Raw genomic sequence first — 20,432 nt, 5'->3', positions numbered from 1 at the left:
GCCGTGAAAATAAATCGGTATTATCGAACTGATCACCCTGTTTTATGGTTCGCAACATGGTCCCGGGCTTGGGCGCAGGCAGCTTGAAGGCGCGTCCACCCAGAATCTCCTCCCGATCCTCCCGCACAATTTTCAGTACTTTCAATCAGCCATTCGAAAGGAACTACGATGCAACAGCGCAAACTCGGCCAGCAATTGAGCGTTTCCGCCCTTGGTTTCGGCTGCATGGGAATGACACACGCCTATGGGGGGCAGGACGAGCAGGATGCAATCCGCACGCTGCACCGCGCCGTCGACCTTGGCGTGACATTTTTCGATACCGCGGAGGTCTATGGCCCGTTCGAGAATGAGAAACTCGTCGGCAAGGCGCTCAAGCCATTCCGTGAACGGGTGACGATTGCAACGAAGTTCGGCTTCAAGATCGAAGACGGCCAGATGAAGGGTGTCGATAGCCGCCCTGAACATATTCGCGACGTAGCCGAGGCCTCCCTGAAGCGGCTTGGCATCGATGTGATCGATCTGTTCTACCAGCACCGCGTCGATCCATCCGTGCCGATCGAAGATGTGGTTGGCACTTTGAAAGACCTGATCGATGAGGGAAAGATACGCGCCATCGGTCTTTCGGAAGCAGGTAGCACCACCTTGCGCCGCGCGCATGCGGTCCATCCCATCGCCGCGTTGCAAAGCGAGTATTCGCTATGGGCACGCGATCCGGAAGACAATGTGCTGCCAGTCTGCCGTGAACTTGGTATCGGTTTCGTACCCTATAGCCCGCTTGGGCGCGGTATGCTGACCGGCACGTTGCGTTCACAGTCCGATCTCGCCGAAGACGACTTCCGCAAGACCCTGCCGCGTTTCCAGCCGGGCAATCTGGAAGCCAACAATCGGCAGGTGGATCGTATCGTCGAGATCGCACAGGAAAAGCAGGTCACGCCCGCACAGCTGGCGCTGGCATGGGTACTGAGCCGGGGCGATTTCATCGTGCCGATCCCCGGTGTCCGCAAGATCCATCATCTGGAAGACAATGTGAAAGCCGTGGACATCACACTGACACCACAGGATTTGCAGCGTCTGGATGAGGTATCCGCACCCGCCCTGATCGCAGGCAAGCGTTACAACGAACAGCAGCTTGCTTTGACCGGTCTTTGATAAATGCTCCAAATAAAAGGGGAGCCCGTCGGGCTCCCTTTTTTACATCCTGCGCAGAGCTGGTGGTGCAAGCGTCAGAAGCCCGGCCAATGTCATGGCAAAGCCGACCCATAGTGGTGCATGCAGGCCATAGCCTGCCTCCATTGCCTGTCCACCAACCCACGGCCCAAGTCCGAGACCGATATTGATGACCGATGCATGCATGGCGTTCACCAGCGCGCCCGGATGCGCGATCCGCATCACCCTCGCGATAAAGGCAGGATTAAGTGCTATGCCCGTCAGGCCGATCATCACGATGGCAAGGATCGTAGCCAGTTTCAGCTCGGCGAAAAGCGCGAAAATCAGCATGGCCGACAGCATCAACACAAGACCGATGGCGATAGTCGGAATCGTGTGACGGTCGGCAAAGCGACCGGTGACATAGTTGCCGACGATATTGGCGCCGCCATAGACGGCAAGCAAAAATGGCACCTGCATTGCGGAGAAGCCGGCAAGCTCCACCGTGATCGGTGACAGATAGCTGTAGACCGCGAAAGACGAACCAATGACGAGCGCGCTCGTGGCATAGGCGGCCCAGAGTTTCGGCTTGCGCATTTCCTTCAGTTCAGAGCGCAGATCGGCCTGCGGCGTATCGGGCGACGACTCAATCTTGATTGCGATGACAAGCGCGCATACCAGAATCAGGACCACAATGGCCCAGAAGCTCGCCCGCCAGCCGAACGCATTGGTGATCGCCGTCGCTATCGGCACGCCGAAGACGGTGCAGAGCATGAGGCCGGCAAAGACCAGCGATGAAGCTCGCCCGCGCAGTTCCGGTCCGACGAGCTGTGCCGTAATGGCAAGCATCAGCCCGAAGCTCGTTGCCGCCGCCATGCCGGTCAAAACACGGGCGATCAGCAGAATTTGGAAGCTGCTTGTGGACGCGGCCACGCTTTGCGCCGCCGCATAAAATACAAGCAGAATCAGAAGTCCCCGCTTGTTCTCGATCTTCAACGCCAGAAACAGGATCGTGACCAGCGGTCCGCCGATCATCATGCCAAGCGCATAAAGCGAAATGAGATTGCCGATATCGGCGATGGAACGGTCGAACGCCACCTGAAGTGAAGGCAGCATGCCCGAGATCATGAGTTCGGAAGTCGTGAGCGCGAACACGCCTAAGCTGAGGCAATAGACAACCAGCGGGATCGCTCGCGCCTTTTGCGAAGACGCAGAAACCTCTTCCGCCGCAAGGGCGGATTCGCACGTATCGTTCATGGGACGAATCCTAATTATATAGTGTAGACTACATAATTAATATCGCCTTGCCCGAAAGGGTCAAGAGAATTATATAAGGATGATTACAGAAAGGGAGAAAAATGGTTCCACGCGGACGCCCGCGCAGCTTCGACCGCGACGCAGCGCTGGACAAGGTGATGAAGGTTTTCTGGGCCAAAGGCTATGAGTGCGCCCAGATCAACGACTTCACAACCGCCATCGGCATTACGCCGCCAAGCTTCTATGCCGCCTTCGGCAATAAGGAGCAGGCGTTTCGTGAAGCCGTCGACTATTATCGCCGTACCATCGGCGCCGCTCCTTTCGACGCACTGGAAAACGCGACCACCATTCAGGAGGGCATGCGCCGCTGGCTGGAACTGAGCGCAGACAGCGCTTTCGCCTGCCCGGCGGGCGGCTGTATGATCAGTGTAAGCTCGATCCAGTGCAAACCGGAAAATGTGCCTGTGAAGGAATTTCTCCAGGCTATCCGACACGCAAATCATGAGCGGCTTTCCAAGCGCTTGCAGCAGGCGGTAGGGGCAGGTGATCTACCCTCCAATGCCGATACCGCACAGATGACCGAATTCTATCACATGATCCAACAGAGCATTTCTTTTGAAGCCCGCGATGGCAATTCGCGCGCCGCGGTACAAAAGATCATCGATATGGCGATGATGGCTCTGCCAGCAAGGACGAGACAGGCCGCTGAATAGCGCTATGAAAAAGCCCGCCAATCTGGCGGGCTTTTTATTTCATGCTTATCCGCGCAGCACGCCGCCGGTCTGCTTGGCCACACTGGCCACGACCTGCTTCGATAGTGCTTCCAGATCTTCATCCGTCAATGTGCGGTCCTGCGGCTGCAACAGCACTTCAACCGCAATCGACTTCTTGCCCTCACCAAGTGATGCCCCTGTGAAGATATCGAAGACCTGAACACCGGCAATCAGCTTCTTGTCCGCCGACGAAACCGCCTTCACGACATTTCCGGCTTCAACGCTTGCATCCACCACAAACGCGAAATCGCGCTTAAGGCTCTGGAACTGCGAGAGATTCAAAGCCGGCTTGGTGCGTGTGGATTTCGCCTTCGGCTCAGGTATCGCATCGATGTAGACCTCGAAGCCGCAGAGTGCGCCCGAAACATCGAGCGCTTCCAGCGTGTCTGGATGGAACTCACCGAAGGTGCCAAGAACGACCTTCGGTCCGAGTTTCAGCGTTCCCGAACGGCCCGGATGGAACCATTCAGGACCACCGGCTTCGATCTGGATGCGGTCAACCGGAGCGCCAGCAGCTTCAAGTGCTGCCAATGCATCAGCCTTGGCATCGAAGACGCCGACGGGAGCCGCATTACCAGCCCAGAAACGACCCGAGCCATCAACCTTGGCCGTACCGCGGCGCACGCCACCCGCGACGCGACGCTGCTTGTCTGGCGTATCGCCTTCATAAATGCCCGAAACCTCGAACAGTGCCGTATCGCCGAAACCGCGATCCGCATTGCGCTGTGCTGCGACCAGCAGGCCCGGCAGGAGCGAAGGACGCATGTCCGACATATCGGCGGCAATCGGGTTCGCCAGCTTCAGTTCCGGCTTGCCACCACCAAAAGCTTTGGCTTGCGCGTCGGAAATGAAGGAATAGGTCACGGCTTCCATCATGCCGCGCGAAGCGAGCATGCGGCGGGCATGGCGGGTTCTGATCTGCAAGGTGGTCAGGATACGGCCATTGACCGTGCCAAGCCCCGGCAGCGGCTGCGGGTCGATCTGGTTGATGCCATGAATGCGCATGACTTCTTCAACGAGGTCGGCCTTGCCTTCCACGTCGCCACGCCACGTCGGAACAGTGGCCTTGATAACCTTGCCGTCGCCTTCAACGCTGAAGCCAAGACGCTTCAGGATATCGAAGGATGCGTCGTAGGAAACCTCGATGCCCGTCAGGCGCTTGACTTCCGATACCGGGAAATCGATCACGCGCGGCGTAGGCTTGCTATATCCAACCACGTCGAGAACTGTCGGCTCGCCGCCACAGAGTTCCAGCACCAACTTGGTTGCCAGTTCTGCACCCGGAACCATCATTTCCGGATCGACGCCACGCTCGAAACGATAGCGCGCATCGGTAACGATGCCGAGTTCGCGGCCCGTGCGCGCAATCATGCGCGGGTCCCAGAGAGCCGATTCGATCAACACATCGGTGGTGTTTTCATCGCAACCGGAATGCTCGCCGCCCATGATACCGGCGATCGATTCGGGACCGTTCTCATCGGCAATCACATACATGCCCGGCTTGAACTTATATTCACGCTGATCGAGACCGAGAATGGTTTCGCCATCCTTTGCCAGACGCACCGTCAGATTGCCCTTGACCTTGGCAGCGTCGAAGACGTGCAGCGGACGGCCCTGATCGAAGGTCACATAATTGGTGATGTCGACCAGCGCATTGATCGGGCGCAAGCCGATGGCCTTCAGACGCTGCTGCATCCATTTGGGGCTTGGGCCATTTTTCACGCCCTTGACCATGCGCAGTGCGAAACCAGTGCAGAACGGGTTCTCGTCATCCTGATCCAGAATGACCTTGACCGGCGTTTCGCCTTCGCCCTTCACCGCTTCCGGCAAAGTGTTCTTGACCGTGCCTAGACCAGCAGCAGCAAGATCACGTGCAATGCCATGAATGCCGGTGCAATCGGCACGGTTCGGCGTCAGGCCAATCTCGATCACCGCATCGTCCAGTCCGGCATAGGTTGCAAAGCTGGTGCCGACCGGAGCATCTTCCGGCAGGTCGATGATGCCATTGTGCTCGTCGGAAAGCTCCAGCTCGCGCTCGGAACACATCATGCCGAAACTTTCGACACCGCGAATCTTGCCAACGGAAAGCGTGACATCGAGGCCCGGAACATAGTCACCCGGACGGCCCAATACACCGACCAGACCAGCGCGGGCGTTTGGCGCGCCGCAAACGACCTGGACCGGCTTGCCGTCACCCGTATCGACGGAAAGTACGCGCAGCTTGTCGGCATCCGGATGCTGAACAGCGCTTACGACCTTGGCGATCTTGAAGGCCTTGAAAGCAGCGCGGTCGTCGACCGATTCCACTTCCAGACCAATATCGGTCAGCTTCTCGACGATCTGTTCCAGCGTCGCATCGGTTTCAAGGTGATCCTTGAGCCAGGAAAGCGTGAATTTCATTTGTCTTGTCCCTTCCTGTCCTTAAGCGCTCAGTCCGCCGAAAAGCGTCGGAATGTCGAGCGGACGGAAACCGTAATGTTCGATCCAGCGCACATCGGCGTCGAAGAAAGCGCGCAGATCAGGCATGCCGTATTTCAGCATGGCGATGCGATCGATGCCCATGCCCCATGCAAAGCCCTGATAGACGTCTGGGTCGTAGCCGGAAGCGCGCAGCACATTCGGATGCACCATGCCGCAGCCCAGAATTTCAAGCCAGTCATTGCCCTCGCCGAACTTCACATGCGGACCGGAACGGTCGCACTGAATATCAACCTCGACCGATGGCTCAGTGAACGGGAAGAAGCTCGGACGCATACGCATCTTGACCGAAGGCACTTCAAAGAAGGATTTGCAGAACTCTTCCAGCACCCACTTCATGTTGGCGACATTGGCCGACTTATCGACAACCAGACCTTCGACCTGATGGAACATCGGCGAATGGGTGGCGTCGGAATCCATGCGATAGGTCTTGCCCGGAATGACGATGCGGATCGGCTCGTCACGGTCTTCCTTGTCACGGATGGCCGCGAACTTCTCCATCGTGTGCACCTGCACCGGCGAGGTATGCGTGCGCAGCAACTTGCGCTCGCCCTTCTCGTCTGCATTGAAGAAGAAGGTGTCGTGCATTTCGCGCGCCGGATGGCCTTCGGGGAAGTTCAGAGCCGTGAAATTGTAATAATCGGTTTCGATATCCGGACCTTCGGCAATCGAGAAACCCATATCGGCGAAGATTGCGGTGATCTCATCGATGACCTGTGAAATCGGATGAATGCGACCGCGCGATGCAGCGCTTTCACGCACCGGCAGCGTCACATCGACCTTTTCGCGCTCAAGGCGAGCGGCAATCGCTTGCTTGCGCAGTTCCGTCTTGCGCTCGGTCAGCGCTTCGGTAACCCGGTTCTTCAAGCCGTTAATCGCCGGCCCCTGCGCCTGACGCTCTTCCGGCGTCATGCTGCCCAGTGTCTTCAGCTTTTCCGAAACTGAGCCCTTCTTGCCAAGAGCGGCGACACGCACGGCTTCAATGGCAGGCTCGTCAGCCGCCGCCGCGATGTCTTCGAGAATCTGCCGTTCAAGTTGTTCTAGATCACTCATTGTTTAAATCCCTGTCGTGCCTGCGGCACTCCACGCCTCTTGTTTTGAGCTCCCTGTCGCGCTTGCAGCGCTCCACGCCTCTTGTTTTGAGTTACCTGTTGCGCCTGCAGCGCTCCACATATTTCGCTTTGCAGCCAAAGAAGCGTTGTCGTTACTCTCTTTGGCCTGATTGGTGAGACGCATCAAGATTGGCGTCAAAAAATTCCATCGCCTGCAAGAGCCGTCTTCCATCGCCGCCGAGAAAAATGCGGCGGAACAGCCTCAGCGGCGCGATGGTAAATCGGAAGAAGCCGACAATTTTCTTCAATTCCGGAATCACGTCAGCGGGCGCGACCGCACGATAGGCTGCGAATGTCTGCTGCGGTGTCCCGGCAAGACGCGCCTGCGCCGTGATCTGGAAGAACAGGAGCCACACGTCGCGCGCCTGTGCAGCAGCAAGCGGCATGACCGTTTCCGGTTCCTCCTCGAAATCCAGAAAACCGGCAACGCCGTTTTTCTCGAAGAAATCGCGCGGGTGCGGACGCCCATGGCAGAGCCCGGCAGCATGGGCCTCACCCAACGCGCGGGCGCAATGCACCAGAAGTGCATCATGGCCCTGCGGATCATTGCGACGTAAATGGTCAAGCTGGTCCTGGATAATCGGCGCGACATCGCTCAGAACCATCACCGCCCCTTGGTGGTAGACGATCCTGGGAACCTGAAAGCCTGCCTGCAGAAAAGCGCTCATCTTGCGCTCTTCGCGGTCGGCCATGCCTGCTTCTCCAACATCCTTCGGGCTGCGCAGGAACGGATAGGGAAGAAGCGGCGAAATGAGGCTGTGCAGACGCTTCGGAAATGGGCGCCTTTCTGCATCGTAGCGCTTGATCCAGACACGATGACCACCGATGACGGCGCTGGAAATACGCTTGCCCCGGCTCTGGACAAGCAGAACCAGCAGGCTGCGGAGATCATCCGCATCCAGATCCAGTCTCAACTTGCCCGGTTCATCCTTCATGCCCGCTTTGAATCCTTAAAACGAGAAAACCCGCGCCAGCCGAGCCAGCGCGGGTCCCCAAATTATCGATACTGCTTGGGAAAGGCGGCTGGCTTAGCGGACAGCGCCTTCAAAAGCGTTCGGCGTCTCGGTGTTCTTGAGGTACTCGAGAGCCTTCTTTGCCGATGCAACCAGCGCACCAAATGCATCCGGTTCGTGGATTGCGATGTCGGACAGAACCTTGCGGTCGATCTCGATGCCAGCCTTGGCAAGACCGTCGATGAAACGGCCATAGGTCAGGCCCTGCTCGCGGACAGCAGCGTTGATGCGCTGGATCCAGAGAGCGCGGAACGAGCGCTTGCGGTTCTTGCGGTCGCGGTAAGCATACTGCTTCGAACGGTCAACTGCAGCCTTGGCGGTGCGGATGGTGTTCTTGCGACGGCCACGGAAACCAGCAGCCTGATCCAGAACCTTCTTGTGCTTTGCGTGGGCGGTAACGCCGCGTTTTACGCGTGCCATGTTATGATCTCCTTCTCAGACTAATCTTAGAGGCCGTTCGGCAGGAACTGCTTCACGATCTTTGCATCGGCATCGGCGAGAACCATGGTGCCGCGTGCATCGCGAATGAACTTGTTCGAACGCTTGATCATGCCATGACGCTTACCAGCAGCTGCGGCTTTGATTTTGCCGGTGCCGGTGATCTTGAACCGCTTCTTGGCGGCCGATTTGGTCTTCATCTTGGGCATTTTGCTACTCCTTCTTTGCGATCCCCCTCGTGCCTTCGACACTCGACGCCTCTTGCGTGGCGTCCGGTCATGCCTGATGCGGATGGGAACCTAGTTTTACTTCCGGACTGACCAAGCCCGAAAAGCATACGAAACCGCCACGGCATGCCCTGCCGGGCGGTTCGAACGCGGCCTTATAGGCTCAAAGACCGCAAAACGCAATGCCCGAATTGGCCCAAATCGGGTTGAATCGCAACCGGAACGTCAATAAAGCCGCAGAAGTACTGGCAGGACGTGAATGTCCTGCAGATATTCCACGAACTCGAAAAACGGATAGGCCACGAAGAACACCAGGCCGTCCTGAAAAGTGCGATAAATCCGGTCAGGCCGGACGATCAGTTCCTTGTCGTCACGAAACAGCGAAAACTTCGGAAAGAAACGCGGAACGCTCGCACAATAGGCTTCATAAGGCTTGCCGAAATTCTGCTTGAGAAATTTCTCTTCCGTCCGGATGACAACCGAGAAAGCGAGATAGCAAAGCACGCCGAAGGCGATCGCAATGATGATGCTGCCGGTCTGCGCGCCGATACCCATCGCGCCGATGCTGCTGAAGACGTAAAGTGGATTGCGCGTGACCGAATACGGTCCGCTCTGCACGATTTCCGCGCTCTTGCGCCCGCCGATATAGAGCGTGCACCACATGCGTCCGATGATGGCCGCGACGATCAGACTGAGGCCGAACGCCTCGATATATTCATGAAAATGGCCGGTCGATTGCGAGCTGACAAAAAGCAGCGCCACGACCAGAAGCACCACGACGGCGCCGATCGCAAGACGCCGACGCTGCTGATATTTACCCAATTCGCCCAAAGTCTTCATTGCGATTCCATGATCCAATTTGTCTGGCCAAAAGAAAAGCCGCCCGAAGGCGGCTTTTCCAAGGCATTTCGAAATGCTCAGCGCGGAGCGAGAACCATCATCATCTGACGGCCTTCAAGCTTCGGCTCGGACTCAACCTTGGCGATTTCGACAGTGTCTTCCTTGACGCGCTGCAAAAGCTTCATGCCAAGTTCCTGGTGCGCCATTTCACGTCCACGGAAACGCAAGGTAACCTTGACCTTGTCGCCTTCCTCAAAGAAACGCAGAGCAGCCTTCATCTTCACCTCATAGTCATGGGTGTCGATGTTCGGTCGCATCTTGATTTCCTTGATTTCAACCGTTTTCTGCTTCTTGCGCGCTTCGGCGGCTTTTTTCTGATTCTGATACTTCAGCTTGCCGAGGTCGACGATCTTGCAAACCGGAGGCTCTGCGTTCGGCACGATCTCGACGAGATCGAGACCTGCTTCTTCAGCCATGGCGATAGCTTCCTGAATGGAAACATCACCGTGGTTCTGGCCTTCGGCATCGATAAGCTGAACCCGGGGAACCCGGATATCACGGTTGGAGCGCGGTCCGTCTTTCTGAACCGGCGTCGCTCTGAAGGGTCGGCGAATGGTCGTTATCTCCTGAATTGTTACGTCTCATGCGGTCGGATACTCGCTGCCAGACGGCATATCCCCAATCAAACCGCAGTTGATCGCGGAAATGTCGTCAAGCGGGCGGCGAAGTCAATAGCATCTTTGACAGGAAAAATCACCCCCGCGTGATAAACGTTCTTTTTGTTGTCATTTCGCGGCGGACAAGCGGCATATCGGTCACATTTGCCGTCATTTCAAGGGCCTCGCCCCACATGCGGGTTTTCTCTCTTTTGCGAACATGCAAAAACACTCCCGGAAAATGAGGAGATTTGTCATGAGCGTTGCGGGGCCGGAATTCATCGACGTGGACGGAGCGAAAATCGCCCTGCGTTACAGAGCCGGAAGCAAATCTCCCGGTGTGGTCTGGCTCGGCGGCTATCGTTCCGACATGCTGGGCACCAAGGCGGTCGTCCTCGATGAATGGGCGGCTGAGACCGGGCACAGCTCACTCAGGCTCGATTATTCCGGCCACGGCGAATCCGGCGGCGATTTCAATCAAGGCACCATCTCGCGCTGGCTGAACGAAAGCCTCGCCGTTTATCGCAAATTTGCCAAAGGACCGCAGATTCTGGTTGGCTCATCAATGGGTGGCTGGATCGCGCTGCGCATGGCGCAGGAGCTCAAGAAGGAAGGGAACCCGCCTGCCGGGATCGTCCTGATCGCACCTGCTCCGGATTTTACGGCTGTACTTGTGGAGCCAACACTTTCCGACGCGCAGAAAAACGACCTTCAGGAAAAGGGCTATTTTGAAGAACCCTCCGAATATTCGCCCAATCCTTATGTCTATACCCGTGCGCTGATCGAGGACGGACGGAAGAACCTGGTTCTCAAGGGTATTATCGAGACCGGCTGTCCGGTTCATATCCTGCAAGGCATGCAGGACCCCGATGTTCCCTACAAGCATGCGCTGACGCTGGTGGAACACCTGCCCGTCGATGACGTGACCCTGACACTGGTGCGCGACGGGGATCATCGCCTGTCGCGACCGCAGGATCTCGATCTTCTGATCCGCACCGTATCCGGTCTGGCGGAACGCATCGGCGAAAAATCATAACGGAGCGAAATCATGCGGTTTTCGGTTTTCGCTTCCTCAGCGGTTGCGGCCATTGTCGGTTTCGGCGGCACACTGGCACTCATCATTGCCGCAGCGCAGGTGCTGGGCGCCACACAGGCCGAAACTGCAAGCTGGGTGACGGCGATTTGCCTTGCGATTGCCGCCTCATCCGCCTGGCTCAGCATTCGCTACAAGATGCCGATCATCGCGGCCTGGTCTACACCGGGGCTGGCGCTGATCGGCGCCAGTGCCGGTTTCACCATGCCGGAAGCGGTTGGCGCATTCATCGTGACGGCACTCGCACTGGTCGCCACCGGACTGATCCGCCAATTGTCGGTGCTTGTTTCCCGCATTCCCGCATCCGTCGCATCAGGTATGCTTGCAGGTGTGCTGCTGAGTTTCGTCATTGCCGCCGCCAAGACTGTGCCTGGCGATCCGGTTTTCGTCCTGCCGCTGGTGGCGCTGTTCTTTATTATCCGCCTGTTCAACCCGTCGCTCGCCGTCATTGCCGTTCTGGTGATCGGGATGATCTTCGCATTGCTCACGGGGCGCTCACCAGCCCTGCCCGCGCCTGAAATCTCCACGCTGACCCTCATATGGCCAGAGTTCCACATGGGTGCGATGATCGGCATCGCGATCCCGCTTTATCTGGTGACCATGGCCTCGCAGAACCTGCCGGGTTTCGCCGTACTGCGTGCTTCAGGCTATGAGCCGCCAACCAGCGCCTGCCTGCGCGTAACCGGCCTGTTTTCACTGCTGACGGCTCCTTTCGGCGCCTCTACCACCAATCTTGCCGCGATTTCGGCGGCACTCTGCACCAATCCCGATGCACATCCCGATCACACGAAACGCTGGCTTACCGGTCCGGTCTATGCGGCGATCTATGTGGTGTTTGCCCTCTTCGGGGCGTCATTGGTCGCGATCTTTGCCGTATTGCCGGTAACGCTCATCGCACTTGTTGCCGGGCTTGCCCTGACAGGCCCGTTCATCAACGCCATGTCATTGGCGCTGAAGGATGAACATGAGCGTCTTGCGGCGACCATAACCTTTGCCGTGACGGCCTCCGGCATGGCATTTTTCGGCGTTGGCTCTGCCTTCTGGGCACTGATCGCCGGGCTTGCCGTCACTTTTCTCGAACATTTTCGCAAAAAAATTTCGAATTAATCACATTGGTTAGCAGAAGCGTGGCCTGAATCCGCAAGTTGCATTCTTGAAAAGCCGCAATCTTTTCACCACGTCGAAGTCAAGCCGCCAGAACAAAATGCCCGCACAGGGCGGGCTGGCAGGCCTTGGTTTTGCGCATGTTGCCGGACGATGTCGAACGGTTGAATGGCATGCGCTTTTCGACGGAGCAGACCATGACCAATACTGCATTGATCCGCCCGGCATGGACGCCAGCCACGATTGCGCTGATGGTGCTCGGCTTTATCCTGTTCTGGCCGCTTGGCCTTGCCATGCTGGCCTATATCCTCTGGGGCGACCGCCTCGAAGGATTCAAGCGTAGCGTGAACGAGAAGACCGATTCCATGTTCGGATCGTTCCGCAACTGCCGCAAGGGCGAAAGCTTCAACTTCGGTAGCACCACCGGCAACGAGGCTTTTGACGACTGGCGCCGCGCCGAGCTGGAACGACTGGCCGAAGAACGCCGCAAGCTTGAGGAAGCACGCGCCGAATTCGAGGCCTACGCTGCAGAACTTCGCCGCGCTCGCGACAAGGAAGAATTCGACCGCTTCATGGCTGAACGCCGTGCGGCCTCGAAGAAGACGCCTGCCCCGCGCGCGAAAGGCGGCAAGGACGACATCACCGATCTTTGATAAGGTATAACACCCTGAAATCTCTCGAAACGGCGCGGTTTGGCTGCGCCGTTTCGGTCAAAACAGCAATTTTTTCTGGCTTTTTAAGCGAATCGCTTATTCTTAAGCGATGGGCTTATCCTTTCTTCGGCAAATCAGCGGTAAAGGGGCATCCGCTGGAACGACAACCGTTCGCAGCGAACGTATCCATGCGGTCGCCGGACGCGAACTTCCTTTACGTGTTTTCGAGAATCCGCGTGCCAAACGACTGACCCTGCGTATCGAAGCAGGCGGCAGGGGACTGCGCATTACGGTTCCGCCCGGCCTTCCCGAGCGCGAGGTGCTGAGCTTCCTCAACCGCCATGAAGGCTGGATCGAAAGCCGCATTGCAAAACTGCCCGACCAGCCAGGCGTGCGCGCCGGTATCAAAATCCCCTTGCGTGGCGTGCCACACAAGATCGTGCACCAGCCCGGGCGCGGCACCACACAGCTTCTCGAAGGCAATATTCTGCTCGTCCATGGCGACCCGGCACATCTGCCGCGCCGCGTTGCCGATCACATCAAGCGCGAAGTGAAGCGCGAGATCGAGGCGCTTGTCGTCCGTCACACCGCGGCTGTCGGCCGCAAGGCCAAGGCAGTGCGTTTCAAGGATACGAAGAGCCGCTGGGGGTCGTGTACCTCGGACGGCATCCTTTCTTTCTCCTGGCGCATCGGCATGGCCCCTGCCCCGGTGATCAATTATCTCGTTGCCCATGAGGTGGCCCATCTCATCGAGATGAACCATGGGCCGAAATTCTGGAAACTCTGCCATGAGCTTTGCCCCGACACGGAGCGCTGCAAGGCTTGGCTGAAGCGCAATGGCAGCGCATTACAGGCTATCGACTTCACATGACCGCATCCATACTGACCGCCGCCAAGGTGCTGTGGGATTATCACTGCATCTATGATCCGCTGGAAACCGCCGATGTCATTATCGGGCTCGGCAGCTACGATCCACGCGTTGCCGAGAGGGCAGCCGATCTGTTTCTGGCCGGCATGGCGACGTGGCTGGTGTTCACCGGCAAAAGCGGTCACTGGACGGACAAGCTCTACAAGGCAAGTGAAGCAGAAACTTTTGCTGAAATCGCAATCAGGCGCGGCGTGCCTGAAAAAGCGATCACCATCGAACCCAATGCCACCAATATCGGCGAAAATATAAGGTTCAGTCGCGAACGGCTTGCACCCGGTGCAATCAGCGCCATCCTTGTGACCAAGCCGCAGACCCAACGCCGCGTTCTGGCGACCGTGGCCCGGCAATGGCCGGAAGCACGCGCAAGCATCACCGCGCCGCTCGTATCCTTCGAGGACCAGCCAACGGCAGATCATCCGGTCGAAATGCTTATCAGCGAGATGACCGGCGATCTTCAACGCATTCTGGAATATCCCGCCAGGGGCTATCAGATCGCGCAGGCTGTTCCCCTTGAGGTCATGGAGGCGTATGATTTTCTGATCGCACAGGGTTTTGACGGCCATCCCGTCTCCGAATAGGTCGACAATGGACGGAATAACTTGAGTAGACCCCGGATTTATGCGACGGAAAACCATGGTTCTCGATATCAAGATATGCGGGCTTAAAACCCCTGATGCCATTGCCGCCGCTCTCGACGGCGGTGCGACGCATATCGGTTTCATCTTCTTTTCAAAAAGCCCGCGCCATATAACCCCGCAGGCAGCGGCAGGCCTGCGCGATGCGGTCAAGGGACGTGCGCTTGTCGTTGCCGTTACAGTCGATGCGGACGATGAAACGCTGGATGATATCGTGAAAACCGTGAAGCCCGATATTCTGCAGCTTCACGGCCATGAGACGCCGGAACGCGTGGCCTTCATCAAGGCGCGTCATGGCCTGCCGGTTATGAAGGCTTTTTCGGTGCGCGAAGCCAGCGATCTTGCCGCGATTGCAGCCTATAAAGGCATAGCCGACCGTTTCCTGTTCGATGCCAAACCGCCAAGGGGCTCTGAGCTGCCCGGCGGCAATGGCGTGTCATTCGACTGGGAACTTCTGGCGGCGCTTGACGCGGGTATCGATTACATGCTTTCCGGTGGATTGAATGCGGACAATATCGCCGAAGCGCTGCACAAGACCCAGGCGCCGGGCATCGATATATCGTCCGGCGTCGAGCGCGCGCCCGGCGAAAAGGATGTGCGTCTCATCGAGAATTTTTTCCGGGCTGTCGCCGATGCGCGCCGATGCCCTGTAGACAGCCTGAACTGACGGAGCGGAAGCGTTGAACAAGCCGGTTGCACCCAATTCCTATAAGACAGGCCCCGATGAAGAGGGCATGTTCGGTATTTTCGGCGGACGCTTCGTCGCCGAAACGCTGATGCCGCTGATCCTTGAATTGCAGGAAGCCTATGAAACGGCGAAGAACGACCCTGAGTTCAAGGCGGAGCTAAACGCGCTTTCCACCTATTATGCAGGTCGTCCTTCCAAGCTCTATTATGCCGAAGGCCTGACCAAGCATTTGGGCGGCGCGAAAATCTACTTCAAGCGCGAAGACCTCAATCACACCGGCAGTCACAAGATCAACAATTGCCTCGGCCAGATTCTGCTTGCCAAACGCATGGGCAAGACCCGTATCATCGCTGAAACCGGCGCCGGACAGCATGGTGTGGCTTCGGCCACCGTTGCCGCGCGTTTCGGCCTGCCCTGCGTGGTCTATATGGGCGCAACCGACGTCGAACGTCAGAAGCCGAATGTGTTCCGCATGAAGCTGCTTGGTGCCGAAGTGATCTCGGTTTCTGCAGGCAACGGCACGCTCAAGGACGCGATGAACGAAGCCCTGCGTGACTGGGTGACAAATGTCGAAGACACCTATTACCTGATCGGTACAGCTGCCGGTCCGCATCCCTATCCGGAACTGGTGCGCGACTTCCAGTCGGTGATCGGCAACGAAGCGCGCCAACAGATTCTGGAACAGGAAGGACGCCTGCCGGATGTGATCGTGGCAGCGGTCGGCGGCGGTTCCAATGCCATCGGTCTGTTCCATCCGTTCCTTGACGACGCCTCGGTGAAGATCGTCGGTGTCGAAGCGGGCGGACGCGGTCTCGACGGTGAAGAACATTGCGCTTCGATGAGCGCAGGTCGTCCCGGCGTTCTGCATGGCAACCGCACCTACCTCCTCCAGAACGATGACGGTCAGATTCTCGAAGGTCATTCCGTTTCTGCCGGTCTCGACTATCCAGGCGTCGGGCCTGAACATTCATGGCTGAAAGACAGCGGGCGCGTCGACTATGTGCCGATCCTCGATGATGAGGCGCTGGATGCATTTCAGCTTTGCACCCGTACCGAGGGCATCATCCCTGCCCTCGAATCCGCCCATGCCATCGCGCAGGCCGTGAAAATGGCACCGACCATGGGCAAGGATCAGGTCATGATCGTCAATCTGTCCGGTCGTGGCGACAAGGATGTCCACACGGTCGGCAAGCTTCTCGGCATGGACATCTGACATGGGTAATAACGTCGCCGAAATCTCCGCCTACAAGCCGCGTGCCGCATGGTTCGACGGCCTGACGACGTGCGGTCCGGCGACGATCAAGCTCAACATCATTGAAGCCGATCCAACCAATCCTGTCGCGGAGGCTGCTGTCGGCCTCGCCCGCAGACAGATTGAAACTGCCGCTGAAAAGCTCACCGCATTGCCGCATCTGGGCGTCGGTTTCGCCGTTCTTCATCAGGGCGAGGAGGGCCTCTGGCTGCTGCTGCACTGGTGGCTGGAGGGCGGCATCGCTACGGAAATCCTCTGGCAGTCGGAACTCGGCGACGAGGTGGACTTCATGCCCGCACAGCCGCTGCTGATGGCCTGCGTGTGGGAACTCGGAATTATAGACTTTGAACGGCGTGCATGGATGGAAACGGCAATGGCGGGCAAGCCCGTTGCCGACTATCTGGCACGCACTTTGCCACGGGGCACGGTATGACTACTCGCATCGACACCAAATTCGCTGAACTGAAGGCCGAGGGCCGTCCGGCGCTCGTTACCTATTTCATGGGTGGCGATCCCGATCTGGAAACCTCGCTCAAGGTGATGAAGGCCTTGCCAAAGGCTGGTGCCGACGTGATCGAACTCGGTATGCCCTTCTCCGATCCGATGGCAGACGGACCCGCCATTCAGGCCGCTGGCCTGCGCGCCCTCAACGCCGGTCAGACGCTTGCCAAGACGTTGCACATGGCAGCAGAATTCCGCAAGGAAGACAACACGACCCCGATCGTCATGATGGGCTATTACAACCCGATCTATATTTACGGCGTGGAACGCTTTCTGGCCGATGCCAAGGCTTCCGGCGTGGACGGGCTGATCGTCGTCGATCTTCCGTCTGAAATGGATGCTGAGCTTTGCATTCCGGCCATGAAGGCGGGTATCAATTTTATCCGCCTCACCACGCCAACCACGGACGACAAGCGCTTGCCGAAGGTGCTGCATAATTCATCGGGCTTCGTCTATTACGTCTCGATGAACGGCATCACCGGTTCGGCCATTGCCGATACGGCAAAGGTCGGTGAAGCTGTGCGTCACATCAAGAAGAGCACCGATCTGCCGATCTGTGTCGGTTTCGGCGTCAAGACACCGGAGCAGGCAGCAGCCATCGCCACCCATGCCGATGGCGTCGTCGTCGGCACGGCGATTGTCAACGCGATTGCCGGTGAACTGGACGAAAACGGCAAGGCGAAGGGCGATCCTGTCGCCGCTGCAACCAGACTTGTCCACGCCCTTGGGGAGAGTGTGCGTGCCACACGCCTTGAAGCCGCCCAATAAATCGTCCATTTAGTGCACATCTTAAAAGTGCTAAGCGGCTGAAGCTCTTTGCCGAAGAACAAGAAACGGAAGCAAACGTCATGAACTGGATCACCAACTACGTCCGTCCGAAGATCAATTCGATGCTCGGCCGTCGTGAAATGCCGGAAAACCTCTGGATCAAAGATCCGTCGACCGGTGAAATGGTGTTTCACAAAGACCTTGAGAGCAACCAGTTTGTGATCCCGTCCTCGGGTCATCACATGCGCATCAAGGCGAAGGATCGTCTGCGTTTCTTCTTCGACAATGGCGAATACACCACGCTTGAAGCTCCCAAAGTGCCGGTCGATCCGCTGAAATTCCGCGACGAGAAAAAATATATCGATCGTCTCAAGGATTATCGCACCCGCACGGGCATGGATGACGCTATCGTCAACGGCCTCGGCACCATTGACGGCCTGCCGATTGTCGCCACCGTTCAGGATTTCGGCTTCATGGGCGGTTCGCTCGGCATGGGTGCCGGCGAAGCGATCATTCAAGGCTTTGAAAAGGCCATCGAGCTGAAGCGTCCGCTGGTTCTGTTCGCCGCCTCGGGTGGTGCACGCATGCAGGAGGGCATCCTGTCGCTCATGCAGCTCCCGCGCACCACGGTTGCTGTGGAAATGCTGAAAGAAGCTGGCCTGCCCTATATCGTCGTTCTGACCAATCCGACTACGGGCGGCGTGACGGCTTCCTACGCCATGCTGGGCGATATCCACATTGCCGAACCCGGCGCACTGATCGGCTTTGCCGGCCCGCGCGTCATCGAACAGACGATCCGTGAAAAGCTGCCGGAAGGCTTCCAGAGCGCCGACTATCTCATGGAACATGGTATGGTCGACATGGTCGTCTCGCGTCTCGAGCTGAAGGACACGATTGCGCGCCTTCTCAAGATCATGACCAGGCAGCCGGGCAATAGCGACGCGCCGGAACACGAAAAGACGGAAGCAACCGACAAGGCAGCCTGATCGTGACAGAAAAAGCCGCCGCCGCAATCGAGCGGCTTATGCAGTTGCATCCAAAAGGCTTCGATCTTTCATTAGACCGCATCCGCGGTCTTCTGGAAAAGCTCGGCAATCCGCATCTGAAATTGCCGCCGGTCATCCATATTGCCGGAACCAACGGCAAGGGATCGGCGACGGCTTTCTGCCGCGCGCTTCTGGAAGCGGGCGGCTTCGACGTTCACGTCCATACTTCGCCGCACCTCGTCCACTGGCATGAGCGCTACCGTCTGGCGGCGCCCGGCGGCGGCAGGCTGGTCAGCGACGATGTTCTGGCCGACGCCATAGAGCGCGTTGCGGCAGCCAATGGCGGCCAGCACATCACCGTTTTCGAAATTCTGACGGCTGTGGCTTTCGTACTCTTTTCCGAGCATCCGGCGGATGTCGTCGTTATGGAAGTCGGCCTTGGTGGACGTTTCGACGCCACCAATGTCATTGCCGAGCCTGCCGTCTCGCTCATCATGCCGGTTTCCATCGACCATCAGGCCTATCTTGGCGACCGCGTGGAGCTGATTGCCGCCGAGAAAGCCGGTATCATCAAGAAGGATTGCCCGGTTGTTGTCGGTTTCCAGCCTTTCGATGCAGCGCGGGAAGTTCTCGTCTCGACTGCCGACCGGCTTGGCTGTCCGGTTTCGGTTTACGGGCAGGATTTCCTCGCTTTCGAGGAGCATGGTCGCATGGTGTTCCAGAACGAGGACGGTCTGATCGACCTGCCATTGCCGCGCCTGCCCGGACGCCACCAGATTTCCAATGCCGCAGCGGCAATCGAGGCTGTGCAGATGGCTGGTTTCAGCCTGACCGACAAAGCCGTCGAAAAAGCGTTGATGGTGGTGGACTGGCCAGCACGCATGCAGCGCCTGACCCATGGCGCGCTCGTGGATATGGCCCCGGCAGCCTCCGAAATCTGGCTCGATGGCGGTCATAACCCGGGCGCCGGCGCAGTCATCGCGGAGGCACTCGGCGATCTGGAAGAACGCAATGAACGCCCGCTGTTCCTCATCACCGGCATGATCAACACCAAGGACCCGGTCGGCTATTTCGAAGCCTTTGCCGGTATGGCACGGCATGTTTTCACCGTGCCTGTTCCGTCCAGCGATGCGGGTATCCCCAATGATGAGCTGGCGGTCGCGGCCCAGAAAGCCAACCTGTCGGCAGAGCCTGTGCATTCGGTTGCCAACGCGTTGAAACTTCTGCGTGGCACGTGGCCCCCGGATGAAGCGCCACCGCGTATCCTGATTGGCGGTTCGCTTTACCTTGCGGGTGAAGTTTTGAGAGATAACGGCACACCACCCGCCTAACGGCAGATTTTAGAGCGGTTCCAGTAAAACAGAGTCGCTGGAACCGCTCCAAGTATTTATTTCGTCGCATTATCCTGCGCAAAAACCGCTTCACACTTTTGCTGGAAATGCTCCAAATAAAAACCCGGCTCGAAGGCCGGGTTTTGCATTTTTATGATGCTGTTCTTTATGCAGCAGAAGCCTTGATCCAGTCGGCGAGACGGCTCTTCGGAGCAGCGCCGACCATATTGGCAGCGAGTTCGCCGTCCTTGAACATCAGAAGCGTCGGGATCGAACGCACGCCGAACTGGGCTGCCAGTTCTGGATTCTCATCGATATTAACCTTGGCGATCTTGACCTGACCGGCCATTTCGGTCGCGATTTCGTCCAGAGCCGGCGCGATCATCTTGCAGGGACCGCACCATTCCGCCCAGAAATCCACCACGACAGGCTCGCTCGACTGAAGAACGTCCGACTGAAAATTGCTGTTATCGACCTTAACGGTTGCCATAGGGCTATCCTCTTTTCTCACCAAGAACGGCAGACATCTTTTCAGACTCACAACACGATCCGC

22 protein-coding genes are annotated in these 20,432 nt (G+C 57.8%); 13 read left to right on the top strand and 9 right to left on the bottom strand.

Going from position 1 to position 20,432, the window contains the following annotated elements; genetic code table 11:
- Positions 1-168 precede the first annotated feature (168 nt).
- On the top strand, positions 169-1,149 hold the full coding sequence (locus tag CES86_RS12670) for an aldo/keto reductase (RefSeq protein WP_094514544.1): 981 nt from the start codon (positions 169-171) through the stop codon (positions 1,147-1,149).
- A gap of 42 nt (positions 1,150-1,191) precedes the next feature.
- On the opposite strand, the gene CES86_RS12665 is transcribed toward CES86_RS12670, so the two are convergent.
- Positions 1,192-2,403 (bottom strand): MFS transporter, encoded by a 1,212-nt coding sequence (locus CES86_RS12665; RefSeq protein ID WP_012091030.1) that lies wholly within the window; start codon positions 2,401-2,403, stop codon positions 1,192-1,194.
- Positions 2,404-2,504: 101 nt separating this feature from the next.
- Between CES86_RS12665 and CES86_RS12660 the strand changes: the two genes are divergently transcribed.
- Complete coding sequence (locus tag CES86_RS12660; RefSeq protein ID WP_012091031.1) at positions 2,505-3,116, top strand: TetR/AcrR family transcriptional regulator; 612 nt, start codon at positions 2,505-2,507, stop codon at positions 3,114-3,116.
- A 45-nt stretch (positions 3,117-3,161) separates the two neighbouring features.
- Here the strand turns inward: CES86_RS12660 and pheT are convergent, their stop codons facing one another.
- From pheT to infC, 7 genes are all read right to left on the bottom strand, one after another.
- Positions 3,162-5,576: a phenylalanine--tRNA ligase subunit beta gene (pheT, locus tag CES86_RS12655; RefSeq protein ID WP_094514542.1), complete on the bottom strand. Its 2,415-nt coding sequence runs from the start codon at positions 5,574-5,576 to the stop codon at positions 3,162-3,164.
- Between the two features lie 21 nt (positions 5,577-5,597).
- A complete protein-coding gene (pheS, locus tag CES86_RS12650; protein WP_012091033.1) occupies positions 5,598-6,707 on the bottom strand; it encodes a phenylalanine--tRNA ligase subunit alpha in 1,110 nt (369 codons plus the stop codon).
- 151 nt (positions 6,708-6,858) lie between these two features.
- Complete coding sequence (locus CES86_RS12645) at positions 6,859-7,701, bottom strand: BUD32 family EKC/KEOPS complex subunit (RefSeq protein ID WP_012091034.1); 843 nt, start codon at positions 7,699-7,701, stop codon at positions 6,859-6,861.
- Between the two features lie 93 nt (positions 7,702-7,794).
- Positions 7,795-8,199 (bottom strand): 50S ribosomal protein L20, encoded by a 405-nt coding sequence (rplT, locus tag CES86_RS12640; RefSeq protein ID WP_006468099.1) that lies wholly within the window; start codon positions 8,197-8,199, stop codon positions 7,795-7,797.
- A 26-nt stretch (positions 8,200-8,225) separates the two neighbouring features.
- A complete protein-coding gene (gene rpmI / locus CES86_RS12635; protein WP_006473268.1) occupies positions 8,226-8,426 on the bottom strand; it encodes a 50S ribosomal protein L35 in 201 nt (66 codons plus the stop codon).
- Between the two features lie 243 nt (positions 8,427-8,669).
- Positions 8,670-9,284 (bottom strand): methyltransferase family protein, encoded by a 615-nt coding sequence (locus tag CES86_RS12630; RefSeq protein WP_010657701.1) that lies wholly within the window; start codon positions 9,282-9,284, stop codon positions 8,670-8,672.
- A gap of 77 nt (positions 9,285-9,361) precedes the next feature.
- On the bottom strand, positions 9,362-9,898 hold the full coding sequence (infC, locus tag CES86_RS12625; protein WP_012091035.1) for a translation initiation factor IF-3: 537 nt from the start codon (positions 9,896-9,898) through the stop codon (positions 9,362-9,364).
- A 298-nt stretch (positions 9,899-10,196) separates the two neighbouring features.
- Between infC and CES86_RS12620 the strand changes: the two genes are divergently transcribed.
- The 11 genes from CES86_RS12620 to CES86_RS12570 all read left to right on the top strand — a co-directional run bounded on the left by CES86_RS12620 (position 10,197) and on the right by CES86_RS12570 (position 19,879).
- Complete coding sequence (locus tag CES86_RS12620; RefSeq protein ID WP_012091036.1) at positions 10,197-10,976, top strand: alpha/beta hydrolase; 780 nt, start codon at positions 10,197-10,199, stop codon at positions 10,974-10,976.
- Between the two features lie 12 nt (positions 10,977-10,988).
- The gene (locus CES86_RS12615; protein ID WP_094514540.1) at positions 10,989-12,140 is read left to right on the top strand and encodes a benzoate/H(+) symporter BenE family transporter; all 1,152 of its coding nucleotides are present in this window, start codon (positions 10,989-10,991) and stop codon (positions 12,138-12,140) included.
- A gap of 194 nt (positions 12,141-12,334) precedes the next feature.
- Entirely contained in the window at positions 12,335-12,790 is a 456-nt protein-coding gene (locus CES86_RS12610) for a DUF2852 domain-containing protein (RefSeq protein ID WP_094514665.1), read from the top strand.
- A 109-nt stretch (positions 12,791-12,899) separates the two neighbouring features.
- The gene (locus tag CES86_RS12605; protein WP_010657695.1) at positions 12,900-13,661 is read left to right on the top strand and encodes a M48 family metallopeptidase; all 762 of its coding nucleotides are present in this window, start codon (positions 12,900-12,902) and stop codon (positions 13,659-13,661) included.
- Positions 13,658-14,296, top strand: a complete 639-nt coding sequence (locus CES86_RS12600) for a YdcF family protein (RefSeq protein ID WP_094514538.1) — start codon at positions 13,658-13,660, stop codon at positions 14,294-14,296. The genes CES86_RS12605 and CES86_RS12600 overlap by 4 nt, the downstream gene beginning before the upstream one ends.
- Positions 14,297-14,351: 55 nt before the next feature.
- Entirely contained in the window at positions 14,352-15,020 is a 669-nt protein-coding gene (locus tag CES86_RS12595; RefSeq protein ID WP_094514537.1) for a phosphoribosylanthranilate isomerase, read from the top strand.
- A gap of 13 nt (positions 15,021-15,033) precedes the next feature.
- Entirely contained in the window at positions 15,034-16,254 is a 1,221-nt protein-coding gene (gene trpB / locus CES86_RS12590; RefSeq protein WP_094514536.1) for a tryptophan synthase subunit beta, read from the top strand.
- A 1-nt stretch (position 16,255) separates the two neighbouring features.
- Positions 16,256-16,726, top strand: coding sequence for a hypothetical protein (locus CES86_RS12585; RefSeq protein ID WP_012091040.1), 471 nt, complete (start codon positions 16,256-16,258; stop codon positions 16,724-16,726).
- Positions 16,723-17,562 (top strand): tryptophan synthase subunit alpha, encoded by an 840-nt coding sequence (gene trpA, locus CES86_RS12580; RefSeq protein ID WP_094514534.1) that lies wholly within the window; start codon positions 16,723-16,725, stop codon positions 17,560-17,562. Before CES86_RS12585 ends, trpA begins: the two co-directional genes overlap by 4 nt.
- Before the next feature lie 80 nt (positions 17,563-17,642).
- The gene (accD, locus tag CES86_RS12575) at positions 17,643-18,548 is read left to right on the top strand and encodes an acetyl-CoA carboxylase, carboxyltransferase subunit beta (protein ID WP_012091042.1); all 906 of its coding nucleotides are present in this window, start codon (positions 17,643-17,645) and stop codon (positions 18,546-18,548) included.
- A gap of 38 nt (positions 18,549-18,586) precedes the next feature.
- A complete protein-coding gene (locus tag CES86_RS12570; protein WP_167387116.1) occupies positions 18,587-19,879 on the top strand; it encodes a bifunctional folylpolyglutamate synthase/dihydrofolate synthase in 1,293 nt (430 codons plus the stop codon).
- A gap of 166 nt (positions 19,880-20,045) precedes the next feature.
- Here the strand turns inward: CES86_RS12570 and trxA are convergent, their stop codons facing one another.
- Positions 20,046-20,369 carry a thioredoxin gene (gene trxA / locus CES86_RS12565; RefSeq protein ID WP_006473274.1) on the bottom strand — a complete coding sequence of 108 codons (324 nt, stop codon included), beginning with the start codon at positions 20,367-20,369 and terminating at the stop codon, positions 20,046-20,048.
- Positions 20,370-20,432: the final 63 nt, after the last annotated feature.

Source organism: Brucella lupini (assembly GCF_002252535.1).
Lineage (GTDB): Bacteria > Pseudomonadota > Alphaproteobacteria > Rhizobiales > Rhizobiaceae > Brucella > Brucella anthropi.
Note: the sequence above shows the minus strand (reverse complement) of the source record. Positions and strands in the feature narration are given on the sequence as shown.